The organism is Prosthecobacter algae (genome assembly GCF_039542385.1).
GTDB lineage: Bacteria > Verrucomicrobiota > Verrucomicrobiia > Verrucomicrobiales > Verrucomicrobiaceae > Prosthecobacter > Prosthecobacter algae.
The window spans coordinates 268,495-282,222 of record NZ_BAABIA010000003.1 but is presented as its reverse complement, the minus strand read 5'-3'; the positions used below and the strand labels follow the sequence as shown (position 1 = coordinate 282,222).

The 13,728-nt window shown below is 61.5% G+C and carries 9 protein-coding genes; 3 read left to right on the top strand and 6 right to left on the bottom strand.

Going from position 1 to position 13,728, the window contains the following annotated elements; all coding sequences use genetic code 11:
- Positions 1-92 precede the first annotated feature (92 nt).
- Both ABEB25_RS08055 and ABEB25_RS08050 read right to left on the bottom strand, forming a co-directional pair.
- A complete protein-coding gene (locus tag ABEB25_RS08055; RefSeq protein WP_345735879.1) occupies positions 93-1,193 on the bottom strand; it encodes a type IV pilus twitching motility protein PilT in 1,101 nt (366 codons plus the stop codon).
- Between the two features lie 47 nt (positions 1,194-1,240).
- Complete coding sequence (locus ABEB25_RS08050) at positions 1,241-2,293, bottom strand: type IV pilus twitching motility protein PilT (protein WP_345735878.1); 1,053 nt, start codon at positions 2,291-2,293, stop codon at positions 1,241-1,243.
- Between the two features lie 140 nt (positions 2,294-2,433).
- On the opposite strand from ABEB25_RS08050, the gene ABEB25_RS08045 reads away from it, so the two are divergent.
- Positions 2,434-3,870: an efflux transporter outer membrane subunit gene (locus ABEB25_RS08045; RefSeq protein WP_345735877.1), complete on the top strand. Its 1,437-nt coding sequence runs from the start codon at positions 2,434-2,436 to the stop codon at positions 3,868-3,870.
- 12 nt (positions 3,871-3,882) lie between these two features.
- A complete protein-coding gene (locus tag ABEB25_RS08040) occupies positions 3,883-5,523 on the top strand; it encodes an endonuclease/exonuclease/phosphatase family protein (RefSeq protein WP_345735876.1) in 1,641 nt (546 codons plus the stop codon).
- Between the two features lie 10 nt (positions 5,524-5,533).
- Here ABEB25_RS08040 and ABEB25_RS08035 read toward each other — a convergent pair whose 3' ends face one another.
- A complete protein-coding gene (locus ABEB25_RS08035; protein ID WP_345735875.1) occupies positions 5,534-7,006 on the bottom strand; it encodes a glycoside hydrolase family 10-like protein in 1,473 nt (490 codons plus the stop codon).
- Between the two features lie 156 nt (positions 7,007-7,162).
- Between ABEB25_RS08035 and ABEB25_RS08030 the strand changes: the two genes are divergently transcribed.
- Entirely contained in the window at positions 7,163-7,930 is a 768-nt protein-coding gene (locus tag ABEB25_RS08030) for a hypothetical protein (protein WP_345735874.1), read from the top strand.
- Between the two features lie 71 nt (positions 7,931-8,001).
- Here ABEB25_RS08030 and uppS read toward each other — a convergent pair whose 3' ends face one another.
- The 3 genes from uppS to ABEB25_RS08015 all read right to left on the bottom strand — a co-directional run bounded on the left by uppS (position 8,002) and on the right by ABEB25_RS08015 (position 13,727).
- Positions 8,002-8,730: an undecaprenyl pyrophosphate synthase gene (uppS, locus tag ABEB25_RS08025; protein ID WP_345735873.1), complete on the bottom strand. Its 729-nt coding sequence runs from the start codon at positions 8,728-8,730 to the stop codon at positions 8,002-8,004.
- 12 nt (positions 8,731-8,742) lie between these two features.
- Positions 8,743-9,867 carry an Ldh family oxidoreductase gene (locus tag ABEB25_RS08020; RefSeq protein ID WP_345735872.1) on the bottom strand — a complete coding sequence of 375 codons (1,125 nt, stop codon included), beginning with the start codon at positions 9,865-9,867 and terminating at the stop codon, positions 8,743-8,745.
- Between the two features lie 137 nt (positions 9,868-10,004).
- Positions 10,005-13,727 carry a hydantoinase B/oxoprolinase family protein gene (locus ABEB25_RS08015; RefSeq protein WP_345735871.1) on the bottom strand — a complete coding sequence of 1,241 codons (3,723 nt, stop codon included), beginning with the start codon at positions 13,725-13,727 and terminating at the stop codon, positions 10,005-10,007.
- Position 13,728 lies beyond the last annotated feature (1 nt).

Genomic DNA, 13,728 nt, shown 5'->3' with positions numbered 1-13,728 from the left:
GAAAACGCATCAGGCAGATGACTAACCCCATTGAGGAATCATATCAACCTCCGCCGGGATGCAATCTGCCTGATGTCTGCTAAAGAGATGGCTTATTTTCTCTTCGCTGCCAGTTCTCGGTCACGCTTCAGTTTTTCATAACCCGCCTGGATAAAACTGAAGTCGCGACAATGAGCGCGACAGTCGTCGATCGTGATGAAATCATAGGACAGCAGGTGCATGAGGCTGTCGTCAATGGTGTGCATGCCGTCGCGTCCGCCGATCTGGATCAAACTCGGGAGCTGTTGCAGGCGCTGGTCCCGAATGCAGCTTGAGATGGCATTGTTCATCATCATCACTTCCGTGGCCATCACGCGACCTTCGCCATCGGGTCGGCGGATGAGATGCTGGCTGATGACCCCACGCAGGCAGTGGCTGAGCTGGGCTGCCACGTAGTCCTGCTGCTCTTTCGGATAACTGTCGAGAATACGCGTGATGGTGCTGGGCACATCCATGGTGTGCAGGGTGCTGATGACAAGGTGCCCTGTCTCTGCGGCTGTGAGCGCCGTGCGCATGGTTTCCAGATCCCGCAACTCGCTGACGGTGATGACGTTCACATCCTGCCGGAGGGCACTTTTCATGGCGCGCGCAAATTCATGGGTGTCAAAGCCGACCTGGCGCTGGCGGATCAGACTGGAGCCGTGCTGGAAGACAAATTCGATGGGGTCTTCGATGGTGACGATGTTGCAGGACCGCTCGCGGGCGATGGTCTGCGTCATGCTGCAAAGCGTGGTCGTTTTACCGCTGTTGCTCACCCCTGTAATGAGGATGAGGCCATCTTTAAACTGGCACATGCCCTGAACATTCGGTCCGTGGCCTAACTGGGAAAGTTCGGGGATGCTGTCTGGGATGTAGCGGAAGTTTCCTTCGATGCGCCCCATGGCAAAACAAGCGTTGCCACGGAAACGGCCCAGGTTTTCCACCTCGATGGCAAAGTCCAGTTCCCACTCTTCTTCCAGCTTGGCGCGCTGGTTGTCTTTCAAACCGCCGAGGACGAGTTCGCGCACATCAAGAGCATCAAAAAGCTCATCGGTCACTGGCGTCATGCGGCCGTGGAGGCGCATCGTGGGCGGTGCCCCAGGCGAGAGATGCAGATCCGAGGCTCCGGCCTGCATGGCCATGGAAAGGTATTCGATGAGGTCGTACTGGCGCATTGGAAAGGGGGCTGGGGAAGGGGAGGGTTTTTTGGAGAAACGGAGGCTTAGCTGATGCCGCGTGCCGCGCGTTTGAATTCCGTCTCGTTGCCACTGGCGGTGATAGCTTCAGCTTCCGTGATGATGCCGGCCTCATAGGCGCGGACGATGTTTGTCAGGAAGGTGATGCAGTTTGGGTCATTGCCACGCTGCATGTAGTTGCGCACCTGGTCCGTCTCTTTTTTGGCGATCCACTGCTTCACGGCACCGCCGTTTTCCAAATGTTCCACCAGCAGATGCAGGCCGTCATCGGTGCGCGGGATAAGCTTTTGACAAACCGCCCCGATCAATTGCTGCGACAGCAGGTGCAGGCCCAGCCCTGCCTGCTCGGGTGGGAAAAGGTGTGCCATGCGGTCCACCGCATCCACCACGCTGTCGCTGTGTACGGAAGCCAGGACGAGGTGCCCTGTTTCACTGGCTTGGAGGGTGGTGATGGCTGTTTCGTAGTCACGAATTTCTCCCACCATGATGACGTCCGGAGCCTGTCGCATCGCACCCCGCACCCCGCGCGCATAGCTTGCGGTATCGCGCCCCACTTCACGCTGGGTGAACATGCAGCCTTTGTTCGGGTAAATGAATTCCACGGGATCCTCAATGGTCACAATATGGCGTGCCAGGGTCTCATTCATCCAGCCGAGCAGGCCCGCCATGGTGGTGCTTTTTCCCATGCCGGTAGGTCCGGTGATGAGAATCAGGCCACGGGTTTTCATGGCCCATTTGGTCAGCAGCCAATCCGGCACCCCCAGATTCCCCAGCACGGGCAGATCCGTGCGGATGCGCCGCATCACCACGCCCAGGCGACCGAGGGCTTTGTGCATGTTCACACGGTAACGGGTGCGGTTGGTTGAAACGAGCCCGGAATCCCGGTCCGTTTCTCCTTCAGGGCTCACCCCGCAGGCCTGCCACAGGCCCACCATTTGGTTGAGCTGCATGGGTTCGTCACCAAAGAGCATGATCTGCTCGTTGATCTTCATGCGGGGGATTTCTCCCTCCATCAAAAAGACATCACTGGCTTGGTGGTCATCCGCGGATTGAAGGATGTCGTCTAGGGAGAGTGGCATGGTCGCCTTGCATAAAATGCGGTGTCCCTGGCTTTGTCGAGGCGGATGTTTTGGAAATGGTGCCAAAAGCCGGGTGGTAGGGGAATGCTTCCCTTTGCGTTCAGGTTGAAGCCTGCGGCCAAAGCAGGTAAATCAGGCGGATGCGTTCTCTCTCCTCCCGGCCTCTGTCGTCCCTTCGATGGGGAACTTTGGCCCTGTGTGTGCCAGTTTTGGTCTCTTGCGGCCTGCTGCCGCCTTTGGGTAGCGGTCGCCTGAAAAAGGATGTGCATGCCATGCATGCCATGGCCCCAGAAAACTGGGCTGCATTGCCATCCCTGCCTGAAAAGGCCTCCACTGGCTGGTTGGCCGATTTTGACAGCCCCCAACTCCGTCGTTTGGTGGAACAGGCTATCACGGCCAATCCCGACCTCAAGGCCGCCGGGGCCCGAGTCCAGCAGGCCCATGCGCAGACCGTCCAGGCCGGCGCGGCCATGTTTCCCACCCTCACTGCCGGTTACAATGCCAGCCGTTCCCAGAGCCCTGGCGACCAGCGCTTCCCTGGACTCACGCCCATCAACAATCGCTTCCGCCTGCCTTTTAACATGTCCTGGGAGATCGATTTCTGGGGCCGCATCGCCGATGAGCGCGGCGCTGCCAAAGCAGGTCGTCTGGCTGCCGAGGAAGACTTCCATGCCGCGCGTCTTTCCCTTGCAGCAAATACCGTGCGCACGGCCACCACCCTGGCCGAGGCCCGCGCACTGCTGAATTTGGCCGAACAAAATGTGCGCACACGGCGCGTGCAATTGGGCATCTTGGAAAAGCAGCTCGACCGCGGGCTGGATCCCGACCGCGCCGCGCTGGATGTCAGCCTGGCCCGTGCGGACCTTGCCCGTACCGAGTCCACCCTCCAGCAGCGGCGGGCGACTGTGGATCAGACTCAGCGTGCGCTCGAGGTGCTGCTGGGCGGCTACCCGGCGGGGAAGGAGTCCGGCATCGGCAGCCTGCCGACGGTCCAGCGCCGGATTCCGGCCGGGCTGCCATCCGAGCTGATGCTTCGCCGCCCAGATCTGCGTGCTGCCGAACGTCAGTTGGAGGCCTCTCTGCGCCGGGAAAGCGCCGCCAAAAAAGCCTTCCTGCCCAGCATCCGCCTCACGGGTGAGGCCGGGCGCACTTCACAAGATATGGATAACCTCCTGGCACCCGATTCTGCCATCTGGTCCATCGCTGCCAACGGAGTGCAGACCCTGTTTCAGGGCGGGCGTCTGGTCGCCGGGGTGAAGCTGGAAAGAGGCCGCTATGAGGAACTGCTGGCCACTTATAAAAGCCGCGCACTGACCGCTTTCCAAGAGGTGGAAACAGCCCTAGCGGCAGATCGTTTTCTCGAGTCCCAGGCGGCGGCCCTGAGCCGGGCTGTCACGGAGGCGGGCCGCTCGGAATCGCTGGCCCTCGGTCAGTATGAAAAGGGGCTGACGGATGTGCTCACCTTGCTGGATGCCAGCCAGCGCGCCTTTGATGCCCGCAGTGCCCTCATTAGCGTGCAGGCCCAGCGTCTGCGCAACCGGGCAGATTTGCATTTGGCCCTCGGCGGTGAATTTTAAATGGGTCGTTTCATGCAGCTTCGTCTCCCCCCCTTTTTAGCCCTCGCTGCTAGCCTGCTGGTCTCCTGCGGCAGCCCGCCGAAGAAGAATCTCCATCATACCGAGGTCTCTTCGAAGTCAGCATCTGTCAGCCAGTTTGCGGGAGGTTATACGCGTTTTCAGGGAACCCAGTTCCTGAGCTTTGCTGAATTGAAGGAGCTGGTCAAAAATCCACAGCCAGGAGGTGAACTGGAGACTAAAGTGCAGCGCCTGCTGAATCGTCCCATCGTGTCGAATGAGGCCTATTATCGTGGCATGCGCCCCACCCGGGCGGTGAACCCGGTCCTGGGAGAAACCCTGCGCGTGGCCACCTGGAATGTCGAAAAATCCCTCCGTATGAAGGAGGTCGCCGCTCTGCTGAAGTCGGAAGCCGAATTCGAACGTCTCATGGATTCAAAGGCTGCCCCCAAAGGCAGCGAAAAATACACCAATTTAATGCGCGAGCGCGAGCGTCTGGCTTCCGCCGACGTGATCGTGCTTCAAGAGATGGACATAGGCATCAGCCGTTCCGGTTATCGCGATGCCGCACGGGAGCTGGCCTTAGCGCTCGGCATGAACTATGCCTACGCACCCCAGCAGCTGGAGATTGATCCCGTGCTCCTTGGGCTGGAGTCCATCCCGGATGGTCGTGGCGGGGAGGTCCGGCATCAGCCAGATGAGGCACGCTACAAAGGCGTCTTCGGCCTAGCCATTTTGTCACGTTATCCCATTAAAAGTGCCCAGAGCTTTCAGCTCAAGGCCCAGCCCTATGACTGGCATTCAGGAGAAAAGGCTGGCACCGATTTGGCTGAAGGTGCGCGCCGCATTGCTACCGAGATCGTCTTTGAAAATGAAATCGTGCGGGAGATGAAGGTGGGCGGGCGTATCTTTTTCCGAGTGGACCTGGATGTCCCCGGCATGCCCGGCGATACGCTCACGGTGGTGAACAACCACCTGGAAATCAAGGCTCGCCCCCGGGACCGCGAAGCCCAGATGGCAGAGATTCTCTCTTACATCCGGGATGTGCCCCACACGGTGGTCATGGCGGGCGACCATAATTCGGCCCATGCCGATCTAAGCCCGACCTCCGTCACCCGCATCTTTTCACGCACCACATCCAATCCTCAAACTTGGTTAGGCTTGGGCATGGATGTCCTCATGGCGGCACCTGCGGCGGTGAATTCCGGACGCGTCATCCTCAACACCGCCAAGAACTTTCACAGCCCCATGGCCTTGCACATTCCTGTGGTGCTGCCTAACAAGACCCGTGGTCTCTTTGCCCGAATCGAAGAGTTTCGTTTTGCCGATGGCGGGGCCTTTGACTTCCGGGGTGACAAGGAACGCTCCATCAACCGCTCTTCGGCCAAGCTTGCCAACTCCAATGAAAAGGCGATCAAAGGCCAGACTCCCACCTTCCGGGTGCAGCGGCCCATCGGCCCCATCGGCCGTTCGCGCCTCGACTGGATCTTCGTCAAGGCCCCGCCTTCAGCCCAGCCAGAGGGCAAGAACAGTTATCGCCTGGCCCCGCATTTCGGCGAGACCCTCACCGGCATGATGGAGGGGCTGACGCTACGCCTTTCGGACCACAGTCCCTGTGTGCTGGACATCCCCCTGCAGGAACCTTCCGGGATCTGAGCGGGTCTCCCTATCGGGCTACCACGCCGGCTTGACCGATTTCCCAGGATTTGCCTGCCGCACGCACGGCGACAGCGGTGGCCTTTTTCGGCCAGTCGAGTTCATGCTGGTCTTTAAAGGTGACTTCCACCGTCTGCCATTTGCCCTCGATTTGGGCCTGGATCACCCACCAGCGGCTGTAGTTTTCCCAACGCGGATCTTTGAAACCCCAGCGCAGGCGTTTGCCCTCGGCCAGTTTTTCAATCAGCGGTGCAGGCAGCGCCACGTTGCTCAGCCACGGGCTGGCCGGAGGCAGGGCATGGATGTTATACGCGCGCTCCTTGGCTAGGCTGCCGAGTTTGCCCAGGTTCTTGTCCAGCGCGCCAAAGTTCCAGTGAAAGTGGCCCGGTGTCATGCGCAGCCCCCGCTCCCGCAGAACGCTGATCTGCTTGAGGATTTCGCCAGCATTGCGGTCATCGCCGATCTTGCTGGAGTTCATGCCCGGCCAGATGTGGCGGCCTAACGTATTTTCATTCAACCACCAGTCGTAGTAGGTGGTGAAGCCCAGCTTCGGCCGGTCGATCGTCCAGTAAAGCTGCGGGGTGAGATAGTCCAGCCAGCCCTCCTGGAGCCACTTGCGGCTGTCGGCTCCCAGATCCTCGTAGGGGTCCAGGCCGCCACCCGTGCCCTCAGGATGGTTGGGCCGCCACAGGCCAAAGGGGCTGATGCCAAACTTGACCGTGCGCTTGATGGCCTTGATCCCCGTATAGGTGGTCCGCACCACTTCATCCACATTCTGGCGACGCCAGGCCGTGAGGCTCAGGGGCACGCCTCCCAGGGGCTGGGATTTGGCAAAGGCCTCCGCATCATTGAAGGGGACGGCTTGCTTGTCCGCCCCCGTGGTGGGGTAGGGGTAAAAGTAATCATCCAGGTGAATGCCGTCCACGTCATAGCGACGGGTCACATCCAGCATCACCTCCACGGCGCGCTGCCGGACTTCTGGGATGCCCGGATTCATCCACCAGTCACGGCCATACTTGACGGTCCATTCAGGATTCTGTCTGCGGATGTGGTCCGCGCTCGGGTTGTGCTTGTCCCCTGCCAGGGCCCGGAAGGGATTGAACCACGCATGCAGTTCCATGCCCAGTTTGTGCGCCTCCTGAATAGCGAACTCCAGCGGATCCCACTTGGGGGATGGCGGCAGGCTCATCAGGCCGCTGAGGTAGGGGGACCACGGCTCCAGTTTGGACTCATACATCGCATCGCCGGCGGGCCGCACCTGGAAAATGAGGCAGTTCAGTCCGTGGTCATGCGCGCTTTGGATCAGGCGCTTGAGCTGCTCCTGCTGTCGCGCTGCAGGGAGGCCCGGCTCGCTGGGCCAGTTGATGTTGTGAACGGTGGCGATCCAGCTTCCGCGCAGTTCTCGGGCGGGCAGGGGCACCGCCGTCTGCGCCCAGGCTTGCAGGCAGGCCAAGGAAAGGAGGGCAAGAAGAAGTGGGCGCATGGGGAGAGGAAGGGGAGCGACGCGTAAAAGGAGGCTGCTCGGCAAAGGCTATGGCGGAGAAAGCCCGGATACGTGTATTCTTTACCCGTGCTTCGTCCTCGGCAGACGTATCATTTCACGTGCCGATTTCCACAGTCTGTTTTATAGATCTGGTCCATGCCACCCCTCTTCATTCACCGCCTTTTGCTCTGCACACTGCCCGTGCTGGGGCTTCTATTGGCTGGCTGTGAAGGGTTCAAGGTGCCCGCTTTGGAAAAGCTGAAGACGGTCGAGGGCAATACGGAAGCCCAGGTTTCCAATGTGGTCGCCACCCCTGGAGATGCGGCTGTCGGCACCGATACCTCCCCCGTGGATCTCGCCTTTCTCCTCACGATGAACTACGCGGAGGCCACCACCCTGACCGGTAAAAGTCTGGACTTAGGACCTAACGGTCGTGTAGCGGCAGAAAGCATCGAGGTGGTGAAGGCGGACAAGGAAGGCCGGCCCAGAAAAGTTCGCGCCAAGGGCAAAGTGTACCTCGAAACAGGGGCGGACGATTCCGCAAAAATCCTCTGCCAGGAGGCCTACATCAATGGCGACGAAGCCGTGCTGCGTGGGAAACCCATCCTACAACGCGGCGGCACCATCATTGAAGGCCTCGCCGATGACACGGTCTTTTATTTCCTCGGCACCCGTCTGCGGGTCATTGGCCTGCATCGCGTGACTAACCCAGACTCCATGATGGCGGGTGCTTCCGAACTGGGAGCCTGGACCGAAGGCCCAAATCCCTTGCTGCCCGCCTTGAGCGAAGAATCGGTACCGCAGAATATCCGTGAGGAAATGCTGAAAGCCGCCGAGGCCGAAGCCGTGCTTCAACAGCACCGGGGCGAAGCCCTGCTGCAGCCCGACGCCCCGCCCGCACCCTGGGTGAAACCCGGCACCTGAGGCCAGCATGAAGGCGTCAGCCTCAAATCTCAGTGCCTGCCTACTGAAAACCGAACACCGCACACTGGCCCTCACACGCCACCAAAGCGGCGCTGCCGACGGCCATATTCGCGGATGGCTTCCTTGAGATCATCCTGACCGAAATCGGGCCAAAGTTTCTGCGTCACGAAAAACTCAGTGTAGCTGAGCTGCCAGAGCAGGAAGTTAGAAATGCGCATCTCGCCGCTGGTGCGGATCAGCAGATCCGGGTCTGGATAGTACCGGGTGTAGAGATGCTTGCTGAAGACATCGCCATCAATCATGCCCTTGTCCAGGTGGCCGCGCTCCACACTGTCCAGCAGGCTTTTCACACCATCAATGATCTCCTCCCGGCCCCCGTAGCTAAGCGCGAGGATGAGGGTGAGACCATTGTTTTGGGCCGTGGCCTCGATGGACCGGTGAAGCTGCTCCTGGCAGGACTTCGGCAAATCGTTGAGCCGTCCGATGGCTTGTAAACGGATGTTCTGCTCCTTCATTTCGGCTGTCTTGGTGCGCAGGAACTGCTCCAGCAGCTTCATCAGTGCATCCACTTCGCGCTTGGGCCTCTTCCAGTTTTCGGAGGAAAAAGCATAGAGCGTGAGGTACTCCACGCCCAGTTCGCCACAGCCTTCGGTCACCCGGCGCACGGTATCAGCACCGGCGCGGTGACCTTCGGTACGTGGCAGTCCACGTTCTTTGGCCCAGCGCCCATTGCCATCCATGATGATGGCAATGTGACGTGGGATGGACTTCAGGTCGTCGGCGTGGGAGGCAGCAGGCATGGCGGGCCGTGGTTACGGCGTGTCGTAGGTCGGCAGGCTGGCGGCATCAAACCGGGCCGCGCCGACTTCATCGGCAATTTCGTTCAGTGCATCCACTTCGGCTGTGCTGAACAGCAGTCCACCTGCTTTCGCGGTGTGGGCGGCGTTCTGGGCTTCAGGCTGGCCTGGCAGCATGCAGCCTTCGTTGCCGTGGCCGAGGATGTCATCAATGACCGCCTTCATGTTGCCAGCAAAGTCACGTCCCTGGGCGAACAGGCCGCTGCTGATGGCATCGGGGTGGATCACCTGGAAGTAAAAGCTGCTGGTGCGCTTTTCGCCCGCAGGCGTTGGCTTGCCCTTGATGTCCGGGTGGGCACCGCCACCGCGCAGCGTCGGCAGAGAACCGCCAATCATGGCACCCATGACCTCGATGAGGAGGGAAAGGCCGTAACCTTTGTGCGCGCCGAAGGGCAGCAGCCACTGGGCCGCGTTGGCATCGGTGGTCGGGTTGCCTTCCGCATCCACGGCGGCTCCGGGAGGCAGCGGTTTGCCTTCGCGCTTCAGCTGCTGCACACGGCCCATGGCCACGGTGCTGGTGGCCCAGTCAATGACGATGGGATAGCCACAGGCATCCTGCGTGGGCAGGCCCCAGGAGTGCGGGTTGGTGCCCAGCACGGGAAACTTGCCGCCGAATGGCACCACTTCGCCCAGCGTGGAGGTGCAGTTGGTGTAGGCGATGTAGCCCTTCTTGGCCGCATCCATGACGTAACCGCCGCCCCAGAGATAATGGAAGGCATTGTCTACGCTCACTTGGCCGATGCCGTACTTGTCGGCCATCTCCATGCAGCGCTCCATGGCACTGAAGGCCACGCTCTGGCCCAGCTTCAGCTGCGCATCCCACACCTCGCTAGCGGCAAATTTTTTCTCGATGACCTTCACTTCCGCCCCAGGTTTGCAGCCGCCCGTGGCACTGCCGAAAAGATGGTCCAGGTGCAACGCCTTGATGGCGTTGTGCGTGCGAATGCCGTGGGCGGAAGCCATCTCGCAAAAGCGGGCGGCGTCTTCGGCCTCCGCTGCGGTGTAGCCGCGATGCACATAGGCAGCGCGGACGAGGTCATTGTGAGCGGCAGTAGGCAGGACGTGATACGTGGTGGGCATGGCGGTTGAAGGGGTGCTTTAAAACTGGGCAGGGGGCCGTGCAAGTGGAGACGCGGGGAGAAGAATGACGAAACTTTGGTGAAAAGTGACGGATATCCCGGCGTGCGCGAACGGCCGGACTCTCTTCGGGGCTCCTTTTACAGGGCACCCCAGGCACCGCCGCCGGGAGTTTCCATCCTCACCCGGTCCCCCGCAGCCACTGTGAAACTGGTGCTGGAGGGCAGGGGAGTCGCCACGCCACCCCGCAGCAGAACTTGCCGTCCTTCAGCCCCGGCACTGCCGCCTTCCATCCCATAGGGCGGCGACTGCCGGTGCTGCGTCAGCAGGGAAACGGTGAGGGGCGCGAGAAACTCAAATTCACGCACCACCCCGTTGCCCCCTTTCCAGTGTCCCTGGCCGCCGGAATTCCGGCGAATCGAAAACTGGCGCAGCCGCACCGGGTACCGCTGCTCCAGGATTTCCGGGTCGGTGATCGCCGTATTGGTCATGTGGCTGTGCAGGGCGTCTGCTCCGTCATGCCCCGGCCCGGCCCCCGTTCCGCCGGCGACGGTCTCGTAATAACCGAAGCGGTCATTGCCGAACAAAAAGTTGTTCATCGTTCCCTGGCTGCAGGCTTGCAGTTTGAATGCCAGCAGCAGGGTGTCCACCAGACGCTGGCTCACCTCCACATTGCCGCCCACCACCGCTGGGTCGCGCGTGGCATCGCCGGTGAAGGTCGGGTTCAGCAGCGTGCCTTCCGGCAGCAGCATCTCCACCGGCTGTAGCAGGCCCTCATTCAGCGGCAGGTCTTCCTGCAGCAGCAGTCGCAGGGCATACAGCACCGCACTGCTCACAATGGCACGAGTGGCATTCAGGTTCCCGGCATGCACCAGTGAGGTGCCGGTAAAATCCAGCCGCAGGACCTCCGCCTCTGGATGCGACACCTGCACGCAGATCTGCGACCCATCATCCAAAGTCTGCACCGCGTGGCCGGGCTGGATGCTGGAAATCTGCCGCCGCATCACCGCCGCGCTGTGCTCCAGGATCGCCTGCAGATGGCCGCGCAAGATTTCAGGCGCATCTCCTGCGAGTTCACGGAATCGTTCCACCCCATGCAGGTTCGCCGCCAACTGCGCGTGAAGATCCGCCAGATTGTCGGCCAGATTTCGCGTGGGATGCTGGGCACGGGTCAGCAGCGCAGCCACTTCATCAAAACAGGATTCCCCACCGCGCACGAGGTGCTGTGGCACGATCACCACCCCTTCTTCGGCCAGGCACCGTGCCGTGGCAGGCATGGAGCCCGGCGTCATGCCGCCGATCTCCGCATGGTGCGCCCGATTGGCCACAAAGCCGAGCCGGATACCGTGCCTGTCAAACACAGGCGTGATGAGCGTGACATCCGGCAGGTGGGATCCGCCAAAGGCCGGATGATTGGTGATGAAGGTATCGCCAGGCCGCAGGTCAAAATTGCGCGTCGCCTCCCGCACACACACGCCCAGCGCCCCCAGATGCACCGGGATATGCGGCGCGCTGGAAATCAACCGCCCCAGGTCATCCAGCAGGGCGCAGGAAAAATCCAGTCGCTCGCGGATATTCGTGGAGATGGAGGTTCGGCAAAGCAGGGCTCCCATGTCCGTCACGATGCTGTGCAGACGATGGCGGATGAGATCCCGCGAAAGCTCCTGCGGACGTGCATGCGAGGCCGAACTTGCATCTTCTAGTCGCGTCAGCACATGGGCATGGCCGGGCACATGCCGCACCTCCCACCCGGCATTGACCACCAGCGTACTGAAGGCATCCTGAATCAGCATCGGCCCGGTTGCCGTGGGCTCATCAATCCTGGCCGCTGCCATTTCTCCGGCCCTTTCGCTGCCCGCCGCCACCACCACTCGCAAGCTCACCAGCTCGATGACCCGCTGCTGAGACGGTGCATAACCAAAAAGACGTTCATAGGCCTGGCGATAGCGCTGAGGCAGTTCGGCCGCCTGTTCAAACTTCACCTGGATCGGCGTGTCCTGCCCGCGCAGCCGCAGTTCGGCCAACCTCGAAACCAAATTTTCGTTTTCCTCAGGCTCCGCCGCCGTCTGCATCCCGCGCAGCGCGGCCTGTGCTTCGGAGATCAGTTCAGCCACCCACGTCTCCACCTCCTCCAGACAGTCGTCCAGCGCCCGCAGCACCTGCCGCTGGGCAAACTTTTCCGGCACCGCTTGGTGCAGTCCTACGGCACTCAGGATGCCCGCGTGTTGTGGGGCCAGAATGGTGCGCATGCCCAGCCTTTCCGCCACCGCACACGCATGCTGCGGCCCAGCTCCGCCAAAGGCCAGCAGGGCATAGTCTGCCGGGTCGTACCCCTCCGCCACCGAGATGCGGCGTATCGCATCCGCCATGTGCTCAACTGCCAGATTCAGGCAAGCCTTCAGCAGTTCCTCTTCCGTCTGGAAGCCGGAACTCTGCAAAAATAGCTCCTCCAGCCGTTGCTGTGCGGCCTTTACATCCAGGGGAATCGGCGCACGCGCCGGATCAAAACGGCCTAACAAAAGATTGACATCGGTGATCGTCAGCGGCCCTCCGCGCCCATAGCAGGCTGGGCCGGGATTCGAGCCCGCGCTCTCCGGCCCCACGGCCAGCCCCTGCGGGGACCAGTGGCAGATCGAGCCCCCGCCTGCGGCCACCGTTTCGATCGCCACACAGGGAGCCAGCAGTTGCATGCCCGCCACGTTTTGGCTGAAGCGATACTCCGGCCTCCCGTCAATGCGCGCCACATCCGTGCTGGTGCCGCCCATGTCCAGCGTCAGGATGCGAGGGTAGCCCAGGGCCGCCGCCGCATTGGCCGCCCCCAGGGCACCACCCGCCGGACCGCTCAACAGCAGGTCCTTTGGCTTCACCGTCGTCGTGGATTCCAGTCCGCCCGCCGAATTGAGAATCAGCAGCCGGGTTTCCGGTTCCCCTTTCGCTGTCTCGAGCGGCCTCGCCACCCCTTGCACAAAGGCTGTCACCGGCCCCGTGAGATAGGCATTGGCCACCGCACTTTGCGCCCGTGGCAGGATCTTGGTAAACGGGGCGATCTCGCTCGAAAGCGACACATGCTCGAACCCCGCTCGAAGCAGCAGCTCCCGCAGGCGGAGCTCATGCAGCGGGCAGACGTGGCTGTGCAGCAGCGCCACCGCCGCATGACGGATGCCCTCACGCACCAGCCCCAGGGCCCCGGCCTCCACCGCCGCTTCGTCTAGGGCCAGCAGCACCTGCCCATCGGCCGCCAGCCGTTCCGGCACCTCGCACACCGCCTCAAAGAAAACCGGACGCGCCTCATGCCGAAGGGCAAAAAGGTCCGCACGTCGCTGGTCGCCGATGTGCAGCAGATCGCCAAATCCGGTCGTGATAAAAAGCGCCGTCCGTGTCCCCTTTCGCTCCAGCAGCGCATTTGTCGCACGGGTAGTGGCCAGCCTCAGTTCCAAAGGTGGAAAGTTATGGCCTAACCGGGTGTTTGTCAAAAGTCGAACCGCCAGCACCGGTGCCTCCTCCCCGGTGGAAAGGTCCAGCAAAAATGGCGGCTGCAAAGGCCCGTTGCAGCCCGGCTCCACCCTCAGCAGGCTATGTTCCGCTGCGTCCGATGAGGCTGCAACGTGCCGATGGTCCAGGACTCGGACGGGCGTATTTGGCGATCCGACCTCCGCGATCACAGCCCCCCGGAAGCCACGGTAAAAGCCATCCGGCATCGGCGGCAGCCCCTGCACCTGCCAGGTGCCCTCGGCCATGCAGCCTGTCACCCGCACCCGCATGATCCCGGTGGAGAGTACCTTGCAGCGTGTCTCACGTCCCTCGGGATCACGGGCAAAGGCATCGGTAAATGTGCCGCCGGTATCCGTTGCGATTCTCCACATG